Annotated in this window: 19 protein-coding genes; 11 read left to right on the forward strand and 8 right to left on the reverse strand. The window is 35.2% G+C overall.

The features are described 5' to 3' along the window. Nucleotide 1 precedes the first annotated feature (1 nt). Nucleotides 2-1294, forward strand: a complete 1293-nt coding sequence (tyrS, locus tag BLT57_RS03940; protein ID WP_091422586.1) for a tyrosine--tRNA ligase — start codon at nucleotides 2-4, stop codon at nucleotides 1292-1294. A 151-nt stretch (nucleotides 1295-1445) separates the two neighbouring features. Here the strand turns inward: tyrS and BLT57_RS03945 are convergent, their stop codons facing one another. Both BLT57_RS03945 and BLT57_RS03950 read right to left on the reverse strand, forming a co-directional pair. Further along, nucleotides 1446-2426 (reverse strand): acyl transferase, encoded by a 981-nt coding sequence (locus tag BLT57_RS03945; protein WP_091422588.1) that lies wholly within the window; start codon nucleotides 2424-2426, stop codon nucleotides 1446-1448. Between the two features lie 77 nt (nucleotides 2427-2503). Continuing rightward, complete coding sequence (locus BLT57_RS03950) at nucleotides 2504-4600, reverse strand: T9SS type A sorting domain-containing protein (protein WP_091422590.1); 2097 nt, start codon at nucleotides 4598-4600, stop codon at nucleotides 2504-2506. A gap of 237 nt (nucleotides 4601-4837) precedes the next feature. On the opposite strand from BLT57_RS03950, the gene BLT57_RS03955 reads away from it, so the two are divergent. Together BLT57_RS03955 and BLT57_RS03960 are read left to right on the forward strand one after the other, a co-directional pair. Beyond that, a complete protein-coding gene (locus tag BLT57_RS03955) occupies nucleotides 4838-5521 on the forward strand; it encodes a response regulator transcription factor (protein ID WP_091422592.1) in 684 nt (227 codons plus the stop codon). After that, nucleotides 5521-6564: a cell wall metabolism sensor histidine kinase WalK gene (locus BLT57_RS03960; RefSeq protein WP_091422595.1), complete on the forward strand. Its 1044-nt coding sequence runs from the start codon at nucleotides 5521-5523 to the stop codon at nucleotides 6562-6564. The genes BLT57_RS03955 and BLT57_RS03960 overlap by 1 nt, the downstream gene beginning before the upstream one ends. Here BLT57_RS03960 and BLT57_RS03965 read toward each other — a convergent pair. Continuing rightward, nucleotides 6538-7599 (reverse strand): glycosyltransferase, encoded by a 1062-nt coding sequence (locus BLT57_RS03965; protein ID WP_091422598.1) that lies wholly within the window; start codon nucleotides 7597-7599, stop codon nucleotides 6538-6540. The genes BLT57_RS03960 and BLT57_RS03965 overlap by 27 nt on opposite strands. 79 nt (nucleotides 7600-7678) lie before the next feature. Here BLT57_RS03965 and trmB point away from each other — a divergent pair, with 79 nt between their 5' ends. The 7 genes from trmB to BLT57_RS04000 all read left to right on the forward strand — a co-directional run bounded on the left by trmB (nucleotide 7679) and on the right by BLT57_RS04000 (nucleotide 12317). Continuing rightward, on the forward strand, nucleotides 7679-8353 hold the full coding sequence (gene trmB / locus BLT57_RS03970; RefSeq protein WP_091422601.1) for a tRNA (guanosine(46)-N7)-methyltransferase TrmB: 675 nt from the start codon (nucleotides 7679-7681) through the stop codon (nucleotides 8351-8353). A gap of 2 nt (nucleotides 8354-8355) precedes the next feature. Beyond that, a complete protein-coding gene (locus BLT57_RS03975; protein WP_091422603.1) occupies nucleotides 8356-8985 on the forward strand; it encodes a LysE family transporter in 630 nt (209 codons plus the stop codon). Between the two features lies 1 nt (nucleotide 8986). Continuing rightward, the gene (locus BLT57_RS03980; RefSeq protein ID WP_091422607.1) at nucleotides 8987-9319 is read left to right on the forward strand and encodes an MGMT family protein; all 333 of its coding nucleotides are present in this window, start codon (nucleotides 8987-8989) and stop codon (nucleotides 9317-9319) included. Nucleotides 9320-9481: 162 nt separating this feature from the next. Further along, nucleotides 9482-10621 (forward strand): Mrp/NBP35 family ATP-binding protein, encoded by a 1140-nt coding sequence (locus tag BLT57_RS03985; RefSeq protein ID WP_091422609.1) that lies wholly within the window; start codon nucleotides 9482-9484, stop codon nucleotides 10619-10621. A gap of 3 nt (nucleotides 10622-10624) precedes the next feature. Beyond that, nucleotides 10625-10867 carry a NifU family protein gene (locus BLT57_RS03990; protein WP_091422613.1) on the forward strand — a complete coding sequence of 81 codons (243 nt, stop codon included), beginning with the start codon at nucleotides 10625-10627 and terminating at the stop codon, nucleotides 10865-10867. Nucleotides 10868-10932: 65 nt separating this feature from the next. Continuing rightward, complete coding sequence (locus tag BLT57_RS03995) at nucleotides 10933-11985, forward strand: NAD(P)/FAD-dependent oxidoreductase (RefSeq protein ID WP_091422616.1); 1053 nt, start codon at nucleotides 10933-10935, stop codon at nucleotides 11983-11985. Further along, complete coding sequence (locus BLT57_RS04000) at nucleotides 11985-12317, forward strand: 2Fe-2S iron-sulfur cluster-binding protein (protein WP_091422618.1); 333 nt, start codon at nucleotides 11985-11987, stop codon at nucleotides 12315-12317. Before BLT57_RS03995 ends, BLT57_RS04000 begins: the two co-directional genes overlap by 1 nt. Here the strand turns inward: BLT57_RS04000 and BLT57_RS04005 are convergent. The 5 genes from BLT57_RS04005 to BLT57_RS04025 all read right to left on the reverse strand — a co-directional run bounded on the left by BLT57_RS04005 (nucleotide 12314) and on the right by BLT57_RS04025 (nucleotide 16527). Beyond that, a complete protein-coding gene (locus tag BLT57_RS04005; protein WP_091422623.1) occupies nucleotides 12314-13213 on the reverse strand; it encodes a metallophosphoesterase family protein in 900 nt (299 codons plus the stop codon). The genes BLT57_RS04000 and BLT57_RS04005 overlap by 4 nt on opposite strands. A 123-nt stretch (nucleotides 13214-13336) precedes the next feature. Beyond that, nucleotides 13337-14515 (reverse strand): acyl-CoA dehydrogenase family protein, encoded by a 1179-nt coding sequence (locus BLT57_RS04010; protein ID WP_091422626.1) that lies wholly within the window; start codon nucleotides 14513-14515, stop codon nucleotides 13337-13339. A gap of 60 nt (nucleotides 14516-14575) precedes the next feature. Then, nucleotides 14576-15316: a tRNA1(Val) (adenine(37)-N6)-methyltransferase gene (locus tag BLT57_RS04015; protein ID WP_091422629.1), complete on the reverse strand. Its 741-nt coding sequence runs from the start codon at nucleotides 15314-15316 to the stop codon at nucleotides 14576-14578. Nucleotides 15317-15371: 55 nt separating this feature from the next. Continuing rightward, a complete protein-coding gene (gene rimM, locus BLT57_RS04020) occupies nucleotides 15372-15902 on the reverse strand; it encodes a ribosome maturation factor RimM (protein ID WP_091422632.1) in 531 nt (176 codons plus the stop codon). 103 nt (nucleotides 15903-16005) lie between these two features. Beyond that, nucleotides 16006-16527, reverse strand: coding sequence for a 30S ribosomal protein S16 (locus BLT57_RS04025; protein WP_091426654.1), 522 nt, complete (start codon nucleotides 16525-16527; stop codon nucleotides 16006-16008). 194 nt (nucleotides 16528-16721) lie between these two features. On the opposite strand from BLT57_RS04025, the gene BLT57_RS04030 reads away from it, so the two are divergent. Continuing rightward, nucleotides 16722-18089: a DUF6252 family protein gene (locus BLT57_RS04030; protein WP_091422635.1), complete on the forward strand. Its 1368-nt coding sequence runs from the start codon at nucleotides 16722-16724 to the stop codon at nucleotides 18087-18089. The last annotated feature ends 37 nt before the right edge of the window (nucleotides 18090-18126 follow it).

Here is an 18126-nt window from a genome sequence, read left to right on the forward strand (position 1 = left end):
TATGATAAAGAATTTCGTAGAAGAATTAGAATGGAGAGGTATGATTCATGATACGATGCCTGGAGCCGAAGAGCATTTAATAGAAGCCATGCGTTCTGCATATATAGGTTTTGACCCTACAGCCGATTCTCTGCATATTGGAAATCTCGTACCCATCATGCTTTTGGCTCATTTTCAACGTTGTGGTCACAAGCCTTTTGCATTGGTAGGAGGAGCCACTGGAATGATTGGAGATCCATCTGGAAAATCTAGTGAACGCAATTTATTGGACGAAAAAACATTGCGTCATAATCAAGAAGCAATCAAAAAACAGTTAGCTCATTTTTTAGATTTTGAAAGTGATGTCCCAAATGCTGCAGTTTTAGTGAATAATTATGATTGGATGAAAGAGTTTTCGTTTTTAGAATTCATTCGTGATGTTGGAAAACATATCACTGTAAATTATATGATGGCGAAAGATTCTGTGAAAAATAGAATTTCTTCAGAATCGACAGATGGTATGTCTTTTACAGAATTCACTTATCAATTGGTACAAGGGTATGATTTTTTGCACCTGTACAAAGAAAATGAATGTACTATTCAGATGGGTGGAAGTGATCAATGGGGCAATATTACTACGGGAACCGAATTGATAAGACGTATTGCGCAAGGAAAAGGTTTTGCTATTACGTGTCCGTTAATTACTAAAAGTGACGGTTCTAAGTTTGGAAAATCTGAAGGAGGAAACGTTTGGTTGGATGGCAATAGAACCTCACCTTACAAGTTTTACCAATACTGGTTGAATTCTAGTGATGAAGATGCTAAGAAGTATATCAAGATTTTTACTTTCTTAGATAAAGATGAAATCAATACTATTGTTGAGGCTCATCAAGAAGCGCCACATCAGCGCCTACTTCAAAAGCGTTTAGCTCAGGAAATAACCACTATGGTGCATTCTAAACCTGATTTTGAGAATGCCGAAAAAGCGTCTAATATATTATTTAGTAAAAGCTTTAAAACAGATATTAAAACTTTGGATGAAAAGACCTTCTTAGATGTATTTGAAGGCGTACCTCAAGCCCAGATTTCTAAAGATGAATTATCTGACATTGATATGATTGGTGCTTTAGCAGCTAAAACTAATTTCTTAGCCTCTAATAGTGAAGCTAGACGAGCACTGAAAGAAAATGCTGTGGCCGTGAATAAAGAGAAGGTTAAAGAAGATTATCAGTTATCGGTTGATGATTTAATTAATGATAAATATATCATTTTAAATAAAGGAAAGAAAAACACTTATATTATTAAAGTGCTATAAAAAGAAAAACGTCCCAATAAAAAAAAGGGACGCTTTACGTTAACCAACCAACTATCTGGAAGTAATGTTTTCTTTTTCATAGAATTTTCATTCTAATAAAATTACTTCCATGTTTTATGTCGGTATTATATTTAAACCTTACACTTAGGCGTTAGAGGACCATTAAATTACAGCCTCTAATGTCGCTAGCATCAAATCTTCCTATAATTTCAAAACTGTGGTCTTGATAAACTCGGCCTAAGTCTTGCGTCGCAATGAAAGCACACGAATTAATATTTGCCAAATCAATAATATTAATACCTCCTGTATGATGAGGTTGCTGGAGTGTGAGTGCGTCCTCAGGATCACGAGTTAACACGCGCATCCAATTTGGGCATCTAAAGCGACCATTGCCTTGAGAATAGGACTGACTCAATAGTTCGGTCATACCATATTCACTATGGATTTTCGAAACACCAAATCCAGATATTAAAATTCTATGAAGTTCTTCTCTTACCAATTCTTTTCTTCGACCTTTCATACCACCCGTTTCCATGACAATAGTGTTTTTTAGGTTGAATTGATGCTGTTCTACCAAATCAAGAAGCGCAAACGTCACACCTATAAGTAGTACTTTTTTACCTTCGGAATCCAGAGTGATTAACTGCTCTTTTAATTCGTTTATATTATTGAGGTAAAATCCGCTTTCAGGATGATGCGATTGCGCAATCATATCATTAACCATATAAATTAATGATGAACCTTCGCGTTCTATGTAGTTGGGTAATAATGCTAGAATGACATAGTCGTTGATATTTCCGTAGAACTGTTGAAACCCTTTGCGAAAACTTTGTTCGTATATGCTGAGGTCTGTGACATAGTGTTTACTTGTTACTGACCCTGTGGTTCCACTGCTTGAGAAAATGTCTTCAATTTGAGCGTTTGAACTAAGAACTTGGTGGCTCTTGAAGAATTGAATTGGTAAAAACGGAATGTCTTCAATATGTTTTACATCGCTAGGATGTTTGTATAACAAATCACAAAATGAGCGATATACAGTATTGTTTTCAAACTGAAATTTGAAAACCTCTAAGGCTAAAGTTTGAAATTCTTCTGCCGTAGTAATTGAAAAAATATCACATGTATTTATCATTGTTGCAAAAGTATGCAAAAACAAAAAAGCGTCCCGAAAATTTTCAGGACGCTTTTATAATAATTTATAATAGCGATTTACTTGATTACTAATTTTTTAGTGACCGAAGCGTTATTTTGAGATATCTTTAAAATGTAAATCCCTGTGTTTAATTCAGATACATTTAAACGATTATTTGCTAACGTTTCATTGATTACTTGTTTTCCTAAGATATTATAAACAACAACAGTGATATTATCGTTATTACCACTTGTAATGTTTACAAACCCTGTTGATGTTGGGTTAGGGTAAACTTTAAATCTATCTGAAGTAAATTCTTGGGTAGATAATGTAGTAGGTGTAACATCAGCCCATGAAGTTCCGACTCTTAATTCATCAACATCTATAAATCCAGTTTCTGTTGTGCTATCTTGTCTTAATGCAAATCTATTAATACTCGCAGCCATTGTAGGATCAATAAATGTAATAGTTTCTGCCGGTTCTGTGCCTTCAAAATCTGCACTTGAAGGGTTGATCCAAGCTTTCATTACTCCTGTTGTTGTTTCATAACTCATAACAACAAATACTTCATCGTTAAGCGCGTGCTCTGTAGCGTTAATAATATCGGCAGAACCAGTATTATATCCTAGGCCAACTTGGTATCCGCCAGCAGAGGGTACTACCCATAATCTACCATCAAAAGCTCCTAAAAAGGCAAAATAACCACCATCAGGATCCGTAACTAAGCTTAAGTCTGTTACTCTAAAAATGAAAGAAGAATAAACAGTTCCGCTCGTTACAGGAGCAAAGAAAATTGCATTATCAATTCCACCACCATCAAAAGAAGCTTTGTTACCAGTAGAAGGAGCAAGACCTGCATAACTTAAACTTGTAGCGGAGATTAAGATCTCATCAGATGTTCCATTAATATTATCCCAATTTGGTGCACTTGTAAGCGTAGATGCATCTGCATAATCAAAACCATCATATAGCGGTAATGTTAACACTGGATTACAGTCAGGACTATTAATATTTCTTGTAAAATCACATCCACTATTGACAGGGTCACCTGTAAATGTTACTACGAAATCAGTATCCTCAGGAATATTTGTAATTGTAATAGTTCCGGCCGCAACAGAAGTTGGATCGTCTCCTCCTAATGTTCCAATACCCTGAGTGTATATAGTGTAAATCGTTGTTCCACCTCCTGTGTAATCTAAAGTTACATTGTATGTGTCTCCAGGTCCTGGATTTATAGCATCACAAGTTTCAGTGATCGTACCTATTTGCAGATCACATGGAAATGAAATTGAGAAATTCACTGTATCCGAGGCAATTACTGCTCCATTTACAAGCTCTATCGTTACTGTTAGATTATCACCATCAACAGTTGGAATTTGAACAGGACTTGTAACGTCATTAATAGTATTTGGACTGCCACCATTAAGAGCAACAGTTATGTCAAATGTTGATCCAGCAGGTACATTTTCGCCGTTAAAAACAATATCAACCAAGGTTGTACCTGAGGCTAAAGAAGCACCTTCGGTTGGCGACGTAATGGTTACAACAGGATTAGTTAAACAACCCGTGTAAGATCCTAAAGTATCCCATCCAGAATCAATTGGTCCAATATTCCATTCAGATGTTGCCGCATCAACTCCAAAAGATCCTAATGGTGTTGGGTTAGGACTACAAATAGAAGTCTTTCTAGTTAATGTTTGGTTCTGTGTTCCATTTGTATCATCACCAACTGCCCAACCTGAACCAGGATCACCTTGAAGATCTCCTAAAATATCGATAATTGTGTAAGTACTCGCTGTTGCTCCAGCTAAAGTTAAGGCATAAGCATCATCCCCGTTACTTAAGAATTGAAATGTTGTATCTGCTTCTGCGAGAATTTGAGCGTCAGCACTTGGGTGTGCTATAACATAAACGTCGCCGTCCATTAGCATTGTGCCTGATGCAAATGTTATATTATCAGGAAAATCAAATTCTCCAAAAGTATCACATCCATTTGAACAGCTAGAAATTGAATAGTTGCTCAAATCCACGTCTGCACCTGTTCCATTGTATATTTCTAGGAACTTGTTGTCTCCACTTCCTTCAGCATACTTACTGATTAATAGATCTGTAGTTTGTCCAAAAGACAAAGTAGTGATGAGTAATGTTAAACATAAAAAGTAAAGTTTTTTCATAATTAATTAAATTAGATTGAAAATTAGTACTCAAATATACTCAGTTTTGACTTTTTTTACCAATAAAACAGTGAGTAAATCGTTATTTTACAATGATATAACATGCTTTTTAATATGAATTATAGGTATTTTCATACGAATGGCTTTAGGTTAACTTAATGTTATTAATTAAAACAAGATTCTAACATTTTGTTATTAATCTTATCTTTACCAAACTCAGTTGTTCAAAATAAAACAATGAAAAAACGCGATATTAAAATTTTATTGGTTGATGATGAACCAGATATTTTAGAGATTGTTAGTTATAATTTATCATCTCAGGGTTACCAAATCATAACTGCCGAAAATGGTCTAGAAGCTGTAAAAAAGGCTAAAAAAGAAAAACCTCAATTGATTATTTTAGATGTGATGATGCCAGAAATGGATGGTATTGAGGCTTGTGAACAAATTAGGAAAAATCCAGAATTAAGCGATACAATCATTAGCTTTTTAACCGCACGAGGCGAAGATTATTCTCAAATGGCTGGATTTGATGCAGGTGCTGATGATTATATTACTAAACCTATCAAACCTAAAGTGTTAGTGAGTAAAGTTAAAGCACTTTTAAGACGTCTTAAAGAGGAAGAGAAGCCAGATGAAGTATTGAAAATAGGCAATTTAACTATTAATAGAGAAGAGTACAAAATCACAATTAAAGGTGAAGAATTGATGCTGCCTAGAAAAGAGTTTGAATTGTTATCTTTGTTGGCATCAAAGCCTAACAAAGTGTTTAAACGCGAAGAAATTCTCGATAAAGTTTGGGGAAATGAAGTGGTAGTTGGTGGCAGAACAATAGATGTTCATATTAGAAAACTTCGCGAAAAAATTGGCGATGAAAAGTTTAAAACGATTAAAGGAGTTGGATATAAGTTTGTAGATTAATGCAAAACAAAATAAAAAAAACGTATAGGTTCGCAGCAAAAACGTCTTTGTACATCACTATTTTTTTAACGCTCTTATCGAGTGTTTTTTTGTATTTGTTACATTCAGTAAACATTCTTTATCTGGTCTCATTTGCCATATTCACTTATGTATTATCGTTTGTGGTAATACAATATAGGGTTGAGAAATTTATTTATCGAAGAGTCAAGAAAATCTACGATGATTTAACCTTGTTAGAGTCTACTAGCCTTCGTAAGCAACCTATTACTACTGATATGGCAACACTTACAGAAGAAATAGATAAATATGCTAAAGACAAAAAGCTTGAGATTGAAACCTTGAAGGTGAGGGAGGAATATCGTAAAGAGTTTTTAGGTAATGTATCTCATGAATTAAAGACGCCATTATTTACCGTTCAAGGGTATTTGTTAACCTTATTGGATGGCGCAATTAATGATAAAAACGTTAGTGAAAAATATCTCAATAGGGCTAATAAAGGATTAGAACGTCTTATATACATTGTTAAGGATTTAGATATGATTACCAAATTAGAAGTTGGGGATTTACGTCTAAATATAGAAACTTTTGATATTGTAGAATTGGTAGAAAATGTTTTTGAACTGCTTGAAATGAAAGCTGCGAAGAAGAAAATTTCATTGATCTTCGATATCGATTATAAAGAGCCCATTATGGTTGTGGCAGATAAAGAACGGATACAACAAGTGCTATCAAATCTTATTGTAAACTCTATAAAATACGGCGAAGAAAAAGGCACAACCGAAATAAGTATAGAAAATCTAATCAAAAACAAGGTAATTGTTAGAGTCACAGATAATGGTGAAGGCATCTCAAAAATTAATATTCCTCGACTATTTGAACGTTTTTATAGAGTAGACAAAAGTGGCTCTAGAAAAGAAGGAGGTTCAGGATTAGGTCTTGCTATTGTCAAACATATTATTGAAGCACATGATGAAAGAATTTATGTTGAAAGTGAATTAGGAGTTGGTAGTGAGTTTTCATTTACCCTTGAAAAGACTAAATAGTTTTTTGTAATTCACATCATAATCCATTGTTTGCAAACCTTTGTATTTTGAAGTTTCATTAAGTTTCTCCAAGCTAAATTCATCTTGACTGCAACTGGGAGCATAACCAAGAGAGGTGAGACGTTTGGCTAAATATTCTTGCTCAAATTGCCCAGGTGTTGGAATAAAAAAGACCTTTTTATTCAATTTGGTTAAATCCATAAGCGTCGTATATCCCGAACGAGTTACAATGATTTTACTTTCGTTGATGGCCGTATTGATTTCCTCTGTGGTCATAAAATTATAAATAGTTAACTGACCAGATATGGAAATATGCTGTTCCTTTTCTATCAGGCCTCTTATAAATAGAATATTCCCATTATAATGTTTGAATACATCCAAGAGTTTAGTTTCCAAAATTGAACGTTGTGGTTCAGGTCCTGAAATTAAAACAAGAATATCATATGCAATTGGAAGGTGCTCTTTTTTTAGTCGGCTCAACGGACCAATATATTTAATAGGTATCTCATACAAGGGAAAGTGTCCTAATTTACCACTAAGATTTGGATCCCCTAAATTGTCAGGAACCCAACATTCTTCAAATCGTTTAATAACTTTTTGATGTAGATTGGTACTTAGCCAGGTGGTAGTTCCGCTTAAAACCTGAAGTTGATGTGTTATAAAAACACAGGGTAAACTTTTATGATGAATGCCCAAGCGATTGTCGGAAATAATTCCGTCAATTTTATATTTTTCAATTATAGCGGCTGTTTCTCTTTTTTCAGCTATTATCGCTTTCATAAGTTTGGGCGAATCTTGAAGTAACTTCAATTTAAAATGTTTGCCTTTTTTTGGATAAGTGATATGATAAGAAGGTAATTCAATTGATTGGCAATTAGGAAATTCTTTTTTTAATAATACCAGTGCTGCGCCATCGCTAGCTATCACAGGTTCAAAATGATGCTTTATAAGGGCATTTATAATTGGGACACATCTAGTTGCGTGTCCTAAACCCCAATTTAAGGGTGCTATTAGAATTCGTTTTTTCGATTTCATCGAAAACAAAGTTAAAGCTTAAAATGTTTCCTTAATTTTACTGGCTGAAAATTAAAAAAGAAATCGTTAAATTTTAAAAGTGGGAAGTAAAAACAAACTGAAGAGGTTTAAAGAGAATGAAACATTTGAAAACGTGTTTCAGCCGAGTCGCGATGATTTGGTTAAGTCAAATTATAGCTTAAAAGGAAATTGGAATAAAACGGTTTTTAAGAATGATCATCCTCTTATTTTAGAATTAGGTTGTGGTCGTGGAGAATATTCAGTGGAACTTGCAAAAAAGTATCCGCAGAAAAACTTTATTGGGATTGATATTAAAGGCGCACGTTTTTGGAGAGGGGCAAAAACAGCCATAGAAGAGCATATTTCAAATGTTGCTTTCTTAAGAACTCAAATTGAATTAGTAGACTTTGCCTTTGCCGAAAATGAAGTGGATGAAATTTGGATTACCTTCCCTGATCCACAAATAAAATACAAGCGAACAAAACATAGAATGACCAATTCAGATTTCTTAAAACGCTATAAAACAATTCTAAAACCTGAAGGTGTTGTTAATTTAAAAACAGATAGCGAATTCATGCATGGATATACACTAGGACTGCTGCATGGTGAGGGGCACGAAGTGCTTTACGCTAACCATAACGTCTATAAACAAGAAGGAAGCCCAAAAGACGTTACCAGTATTCAAACCTATTATGAGTCTCAATATCTAGAGCAAAACAAACCAATTACGTATATTAGGTTTAAAATTAAATAGATTTGAATATTACTGTTATATTTTTCCTAGGATTAATTATTGCGTTAGTGGGTGTTATTCCTCCTGGATTATTAAATATGACAGCGGCAAAAGTAAGTTTAAAAGAAGGTTATAATAGAGGTATAGCCTTTTCTGTTGGGGTTTGTTTTATTGTATTTTTACAAACCTATATCGCCGCCATGTTTGCGCGTTATCTCAATAATCACCGAGATGTCGTTGAAATTTTACAGCGTGTCGCTTTTGTGATATTTATCTTAATCACTATTTATTATTTGCTACTGGCAAAGACAAGTCCCAAACCTGATATAGAAGCGCATACTAGAAGTAGCCATAGCCGTTTTTTTCAAGGGATGTTTTTGTCTGCAATTAATGTATTTCCTATTCCTTATCAAGCTTATATGACGATTACCATCGCCACATTTGGTTGGTTTAATTTTGAAAAAATTAGTATCATTTCTTATGTCTCTGGAGCCACAACGGGTACTTTTGTAATGCTTTATTTTTATATCTTCTTCTTTGATAAAATCAAAAACAAGGCCTTTACCTCACAAAAAAACATGAACTATATTATTGGTGCTATTACAGGTATTGTTGCAGGTGTGACCTTAATTAATATATTAATGGATCTGTAGCATGACACCTGAAACACTTTCATTTTTTGATAAAGTTTATGAGGTTGCCAAATTGATTCCTTATGGCAGAGTGACCAGCTATGGCGCCATTGCCAATTATCTTGGTGCAAAGCGGAGTTCAAGAATGGTTGGTTATGCTATGACGAGCTCTCACGGAAAGGATGTTCCAGCACATCGCGTAGTTAATAGAGTAGGCTTGCTAACTGGGAAACATCATTTTGATGGCACGAATTTAATGCAGCAATTATTAGAAAGTGAAGGGATTAGTGTTTTAGATAATCAAGTACAACAATTTAAACAGGTATTTTGGGATCCAGCTAAAGAGCTTAGATGATTTATATTACTACCTTAATCTTTTTAACTTCATAATTATAATATATACAAATTACATCATAAGAAATAGCAATCTTCTGGCTTTAATCTTCAAGCTTTATGTAGTATATTTGCACTTTAGAACCATTCTTAATAAAAAGGATTTAAGGATTTAAAAATTGCTATGAAATTACAGAAACAAGATATACTTAAAGCGCTTGAAACCATCTCTGCACCAGGAGAAGGACAAAATATGGTAGAAAGTGGTGCTGTTACAAATGTGGTGACCTTTGCCGATGAGGTTGTTGTTGATATAACAATTACAAATCCGAGCTTACAAGCTAAAAAGAAAACCCAAGTAGACATCATGAAAACTATTCATGAAATCGTATATGAAAAAGCGAAAATCACAGTTAATGTTAAGGTTGACGCTCCGGCTAAATCAGCCCCCAATGTGATTAAAGGCAAGGCAATCCCGGGGATAAAGAATATCGTTGCCGTAGCTTCTGGCAAAGGAGGCGTTGGAAAATCTACGGTTACCGCCAATTTGGGTGTTACTTTAGCGAAAATGGGATTTAGTGTTGGGATCTTAGATGCAGATATTTATGGACCCTCAATGCCAATCATGTATGATGTTGAATTAGAAAGACCTTTAGCGGTTAATATTGACGGAAAGTCAAAAATGCGACCTGTAGAAAACTATGGTGTAAAAATATTATCTATTGGGTTTTTCACTAAACCAGATCAAGCTGTAGTTTGGAGAGGACCAATGGCGGCAAAAGCGTTAAATCAAATGATTTTTGATGCAGCTTGGGGAGAATTAGACTTTTTACTGATTGATTTACCTCCTGGTACTGGTGATATTCATTTGAGTATCATGCAGTCCTTACCAATTACGGGAGCTGTGATTGTAAGTACACCGCAACACGTAGCTTTAGCAGATGCTAAAAAAGGTGTTGCTATGTTTCAACAAGATAGTATCGATGTACCGGTATTAGGTATTATTGAAAATATGGCCTATTTTACACCAGATGAACTACCTGAAAACAAGTATTATATCTTCGGGAAAGAAGGTGCGAAGCAGCTCTCAGAAGATCTTGGAGTGCCCTTTTTAGGAGAGATACCATTAGTGCAGAGTATACGAGAGGCAGGAGATGTAGGTAGACCAGCAGCATTGCAAACCGCAACACCAATAGAAAAAGCTTTTGAGAAATTAACGCAAAATGTTGTACAGGAAGTGGTAAGACGAAATGACAGTTTGCCTCCAACTGAGGCGATTAAAATCACAACCATGGCTGGTTGTTCAGCAGTTAAGAAGACATAGAAAATGAGTACAGAAGAACTAAGATTAAATGTAGAAAAAGCATTAGATGAGATTCGACCTTTTCTACAAAGCGATGGAGGTGATATTTCATTATTAGCCATTGAAAACGATACTTTAGTTAAGGTGCAACTACAAGGCGCTTGCGTTGGTTGTAGTGTTAATCAAATGACGCTTAAGTCTGGCGTGGAAATGACGATTAAAAAATATGCACCCCAAATAGAACAAGTCATTAATATTGAGGCGTAAATGTTATATTTGTCACATAATTTGACTTCCATTTCTATTAATTTTACTTCTCGAAATTAGAATTCATGATTAAAACAGATATACTCATAATTGGAGCCGGACCTACGGGTTTATTTACAGTATTTGAAGCTGGTTTGTTGAAACTTAAATGCCATTTAATTGATGCATTGCCTCAGCCTGGCGGACAATGCTCTGAAATTTATCCTAAAAAACCTATTTATGATATTCCAGCTTATCCTGAAATTCTTGCAGGTGATCTTACCGATAAATTAATCGAGCAATGCAAGCAATTTGAACCTGGCTTTACATTAGGAGAACGAGCAGAAACTATTGATAAACAAGATGATGGAACATTTATTGTAACTACAAATAAAGGAACTAAACATCATGCTCCTGTGGTTGCAATTGCTGGTGGACTTGGAAGTTTTGAACCACGAAAACCGTTGATTGCCAATATCTCAGATTATGAAGATAAAGGCGTAGAATACATTATTAAAGATCCTGAATTTTATAGAAATAAACGTGTCGTTATTGCTGGCGGTGGAGATTCAGCCTTAGATTGGAGCATCTTTTTAAGTGATGTAGCTAGCGAAGTGACGTTAATACACCGACGTAGCGAATTTCGAGGACATTTAGATTCTGTAGAAAAAGTACAAGCCTTAAAAAATCATGGTAAAATAGAACTGGTTACTCCTGCAGAGGTTGTTGGTATTGATGGTGAAGGCAAAGTTGAAACTATAACCGTTAAGAAAGGAGAGGAGACTATCAAGAAATCCTGTGATCACTTTGTGCCGCTTTTTGGATTATCCCCAAAACTTGGTCCTATTGCAAATTGGGGTTTGGAGATTGAGAAAAACGCCATTAAAGTCAATAATGCCTTAGACTATCAGACTAATATCCCAGGGATTTTTGCCATTGGTGATGTCAATACATATCCTGGAAAATTAAAATTGATTCTCTGTGGATTCCATGAAGCGACTTTGATGTGTCAAGCAGCTTATCAAATTATTAACCCAGGAAAACGTTACGTTTTAAAATATACAACAGTAAGTGGTGTTGATGGTTTTGATGGGACACGAAAAGAAGCCCCAAAGGCAGTTGTAAAAGCAATTAACTAGTGGAACAAGACGTCAATATAAAAATCACCGATAGAGCTGGTGTCACTCATGATATCTTAGCACCTACAGATATGGCCATGAACCTCATGGAGGTTGTGCGTTCTTATGAACTTGCACCAGAAGGTACTATAGGCATTTGCGGTGGTATGGCGATGTGCGCGTCTTGCCAGTGTTACGTAAAATCAAATCATAAACTTCCTGAAATGCAAGATGATGAGGAAGCTATGCTTAGTGAGGCATTTTATGTGAAGGATAATTCTCGCTTAGGTTGTCAAATTCAAATTACACCTGAAATGGAAGGATTGGAGGTAGAGCTAGCTCCAGAAAGCTAATTAGTTTTATACATTATTAGTTTTCTCGGTCCTTCCAACAATACTCTAACAATTTTTAGCGTACCATCGTCTGTGGTAGCAATTTGCCATTTGATAAGTGATATTTGTCCATTCTCTATTTCGATACCTGTAATGCTTCTAGGGTGTACACAACTTCCATCATTAAAAAAAGCAATATCATTAGGTTCGGGGAACCGTGGTCTATGAGTATGACCTACAATGGTAATAAGGTTATCATTTTCAGCTATCCATTTTTTTGTACGACGCTCCACCTTAATGAGCTCTTTATAGTTTTTAGCAGGACTTGTAGGGTCAGCAATACCCATAACATTAAGTGGTTTCCATAAAACCCGAACCATGAAACGACTCCATTTCCAAAACAGGTAATTCCACCAATCAGCTTGATGACCATGAGTTAGAAATAATTCTTGTTGTGTTTTAGTGTGTTTAAGAATGACAGCTTCGTGATATTTGATGTCACAAAATAGTTCAACATCTTCCTCTTCTTTAGGATCAAAATATGTCGATAGATGCTTTTCAACATATTTAGGGTCACGATAGACCATATCATGATTTCCCCATATCATATGAAGTCGGTTTTGTTCATGAAATTGTTTCATGAGCAAATACACATTTTTGTGAGCATTGAGTATGGAATCAAATGATAGATTTTCCCATAGTTCATCACCATCACCAAGTTCACAGTAATCAAAGCCTTCGATATAATAATACTTCAACGCATGAAAATAGATGTTTCGGTTATTTGCGAAATCATCAGCAAAACTATTATCTCCTCTGTGACAATCACTAAATAAAATGAATTTACTGGTATCATCAAAACCTACAACTTTGGCTTCTCTATACGCTCTGTCGAATCTTTTTTTAGCTGAAAACATGAAGTAAATGTAAACAAATTTGAAAGAAAAATACCTCTCTTAACTGAGAGGCATTTTCTTGAAATTAGATTATTTTCTCCACACCGATTCCGTTAGTGTGCAATAATTAAATAGGTCTTAGGTTTATTTAAAGGCGTTTAAGCCTGTAACATCTAATCCTGTAATTAACAAATGAATGTCATGAGTGCCTTCATAAGTGACAACACTTTCAAGATTCATCATATGTCTCATAATACTGTATTCTCCAGAAATTCCCATACCACCTAACATTTGTCTAGCGTCACGAGCAATTTTTAAAGCCATATCTACATTGTTACGTTTCGCCATAGAAATCTGAGCTGAGGTTGCTGTTCCGTTTTCACGCATAACTCCTAAACGCCAAGCTAACAATTGTGCTTTGGTAATTTCGGTAATCATTTCGGCTAATTTCTTTTGTTGCAGTTGAAACTGACCAATAGGTTTTCCAAATTGCATACGCTCTTTACTATATCGAAGTGCAGTATCATAACAATCCATGGCAGCACCAATGGCTCCCCATGCAATACCAAAACGTGCCGAATCTAAACACCCAAGAGGTGCTCCCAATCCAGATTTGTTAGGTAATAGATTTTCTTTTGGCACTTTTACATTATCAAAAATCAGCTCTCCTGTTGCGGATGCTCTTAGTGACCATTTATTATGTGTTTCTGGTGTTGAGAAACCTTCCATGCCACGTTCTACAATAAGTCCGTGAATACGTCCACTTTCATCTTTAGCCCAAACCACAGCTATTTGGCAGAAAGGGGAATTTGAAATCCACATTTTTGCACCATTTAAAAGATAGTGGTCTCCCATATCTTTGAAATTAGTTGTCATGCCTCCAGGATTACTACCGTGATCTGGTTCGGTTAATCCAAAAGACCCCATCCATTCTCCAGATGCTAATTTTGGCAAAAACTTTTGACGTTGTGCTTCATTTCCATATTTCCAAATTGGATACATGACCAAAGAGGATTGAACCGATGCTGTGCTTCTCACACCAGAATCACCACGTTCAATTTCTTGCATGATTAAACCATAAGAAATTTGATCTAATCCAGCACCTCCATATTCCACTGGGATATAAGGTCCAAAAGCTCCAATTTCAGCCAAGCCACCAATGATTTGTGTAGGGAATTCTGCTTTTTGCGCGTACGCTTCAATAATTGGTGAAACATCGCGTTTTACCCAATCTCTAGCTGCATCACGTACTAATTTATGTTCTTCTGAAAGTAGTTCATCTAGATTGTAATAATCTGGTGCTTCGAATAAATCTGGCTTCATATTGTTATATTTTATGAAAAGCAAAAATAACGAAAACGTTTTCAGCTAACAATTTTAAAACTACATTTTCAAGTAAAAATCTTTGGTGAGATTGATGTAATCTTCCGTATATAGATGTCGTGTAGTTTCAATAATGAGTTCAGAGCTTTGTATTTTAGAATTGCTGAAAGTGAACTCCATAAGGCTACGTTTTATTTCAGAGGAAGGGCTGCCTTTTACACGTAAAATTCGCAAAGGAAATAGATTGGATTCAGAAGCTAATTTAATAAATTGCTCTTCTTCGGAAAAGGGTACAACAACAGAAAACCGTCCATTTTTTGACAATAATTTAGCAACACTTTCAATTAAGTGTTTAAAGGGCATTGCATCCTGAAACCTTGCTTTTTTACGGGCATCAGACATTGAATTCTCTCCTTTTTGTAGAGCTGTTGAAACCAGAGAGGGCGAATAAAAAGGGGGATTAGAAATGATAAGATCATACTCATCATCAATTTCATCTGCAAATTCTTCTAAAGATGCATGGTAACAAAACAAACGATCACCCCATGAAGAATTTTCAAAATTTCTGACACACTGTTCATAGGCCTTATCGTCAATTTCGAGAGCGTCTATAGCTTCAGCCATACATCGTTGTGCCAGCATTAATGATAAAACTCCTGTGCCAGCTCCAATGTCTAATATCGAAACTGGATTTTCATTTATTGACGTCCAAGCACCAATTAATACACCATCAGTGCCAATTTTCATTGCACATTGGTCTTGGTGAATTAAGAATTGTTTGAATTGAAATGGCTGTTCCATGAAATCATCCAAAAATTAATTTAGAATGCTTTGTTAAATTTAGTTTGACAGAAAATTAATCATTTAAATAGAGATTAATTAAGCCTTCAGGAGTATCCACGAATATAGTGTTCTTTTTCTTATCTACTTTTGTAATGAATTCATCATTCATTGGTATTAATACTTCAGTACCATTGTGGTCAATTTCAAAAAGAGATTGTGCAGTAGAATCATTAATAGCTTTTATAATTCCTACAAAACCAAAATGTTTGTCTTCTACTTTGAACCCTATTATTTCATGGAAGTAAAACTTGTCATCTTCTAATTTTGGTAAAAATTCAAGAGGTAAATAGACACCGCTCTTGAGCAACGCATCGGCATCTTCTTCTGTGTCGACGTCTTCAAATTTAATACGTAATAATTCGCTTTTATGAAGTTGTGATGATTCTATAAAAAAGGGAACCAGGTTGTTTCTAAGATCAACAAAAACAGAAGCCATATGTTCATAGAGTTCTGGTTCATCTGTGTCAAGCTTGACTAAAAGTTCACCTTTAAAACTGTATTTTTTTACAATTTTTCCAAGAAAAAAGCAATCCGTTTTTTTCATTAAAAATGATAATTAATGTTACTGTCTTTTTGAGAATCGAAATTCTCAAAACTAAAAAACTCCGACACAAGGTATCGGAGTTTAAAATTATAAAAATAAATTTCTATTCTTCTTCGTTTGATGCTGTAGCTTCAGCATCACCTTCAGTTTGAACTTCTTCAGTTGCTTCTTCAACAACAGGAGCAGCTGCAGCTATTCTGGCTTCATTTACTGCTTTTTCAGCAGCTAATGCGTCTGCTTTAGCTTTCGCTTCAGTTTCAGATAAACCATCAGCTTTCATTTGTATTTTTGCTGCTTTTTCTTCTAACCAAGCATTGAATTTTGCTTCTGCTTGTTCTTCGGTTAAAGCACCTTTTTGTATACCACCAGCCAAATGGTTTTTGAGCATTGCACCTTTATAAGATAATATTGCTCTGGCAGTATCAGTAGGTTGTGCACCATTCTGTAGCCATTGTACTGCGCCATCAACATTTAAGTCAACGGTTGCTGGGTTAGTATTTGGATTGTAAGAACCTAATTTCTCTAGGTATTTACCATCTCTCTTTGCTCGTGCATCTGCGGCAACGATCCAGTAGTAAGGTTTCCCTTTTTTACCGTGTCTTTGTAATCTAATTTTTACAGGCATATTAGTAATTAATTTGTGAGGTTCTCGACCTCTATTATTAATGAGGGTGCAAAGATAATACAATTATTTAATTATGAACATTTTATTTCAAATTAAGTAATATTGAAATTTTATTATACTTTTGACAGTTCTAAATCGTTATGTTTAACCTGTATAAAACCTCGTTTTTATTTTAGAGGAACAAAACTAAAACAATGAAAAGACTAGCTATACTTTTTATAACTATATTAACACTAGTGAGTTGTGGTGATGAAGTTGAATTTAATTCACCTGCATTTCAAGGTAATCGAGAGTATGGTTTGTGGCGAGCAGAATTCACAAATGCAGCTATAGATCAGAATGGTTTTCTTACTTTAACAGGAGGAAATAATGTTGAAACCGTGCAATTAAAAGTGCCTTCTGTGGCCGTTGGCAACTATGTTGTTGGCGACTGGATTACGCTAGAAGCTCGATATATAGATGCAACAGGCAAAGTGTTTACAACTAATAACAGACCAGATCAAAGTGTGTCAATTTACCCAGAATATGGTTTTATAGAAATCACCGAAATCAACAACAATACATTCACTGGTAAATTTGAATTTTTAGCATTTGACGAATCAGGACTTAACTCGATTGGTTATAATGAAGGCATATTTTTTAGAGTTCCACTAACCTCAGGAAGTATTCCTGCTGTAGTTACAACTTGTGTTGATACGGAGTTGCTATCTCAAGAAGCTAGAGATGCCTATTTAGCCTCATTTGCGTCAAGCCTGGAATATGTGGATCTCGTCACCTATGAAGCAGCTTGTAATGCTTACCGGGAAGCTACAATAGTTCAGCGTAATTATTGTGGTGACATAAGTGGTGACCTTACACAGTTAATAGCCGAATTAAATTCTTGTGGATTTCGTTGTTCTTTCGCTGTCCATAATAAAAATACTGCCCAAGCAGCTTTTGAGGCCGCAACAATTGGAAATTATATCTCAGCATGTGAGAATTACCGGTTTTATTTAGAACAGGAAATTGAAGTTTGTGGTGATCCAGATGGTAGTGTTCAAGCGGTGATTGATGGTCTTGATTGTAATGATGATGATGGTGATGGGATTCCAAACATTTTTGAAGACTTTGATGGTAATATGGATTTAAATGATGATGATACCGATGGTGATGGTATTGCTAATTATTTAGATGACGATGATGATGGTGATGGTGTGCCTACAAGTGCTGAAGCAACTGATGCAGATGGAAATCCGATTGATTCTGATGGTGATGGCGATGTTGATTATTTAGATGATGATGATGATGGTGATGGGATATTGACCATTAATGAAATGGGAGATACCGATGGTGATGGTATAATGAATTATTTAGATAATGACGATGATGGCGATGGACTATTAACACAATTTGAAATAGGAGATACCGATGGTGATGGGATTGATGATTATCTAGATGATGATGATGATGGAGATACTATTTTAACGGCCGATGAAAACGCTGATCCTAACATGGACGGTAATCCTGCTGATGCGCTTGATACCGACATGGATGGTATACCTGATTACTTAGATAATATGTAATTTTAAATATGAAATATTATAAAAGCAGCCATTCGGC

It is taken from the genome of Formosa sp. Hel1_31_208 (assembly GCF_900104785.1).
In the GTDB taxonomy this organism is placed as follows: domain Bacteria; phylum Bacteroidota; class Bacteroidia; order Flavobacteriales; family Flavobacteriaceae; genus Psychroserpens.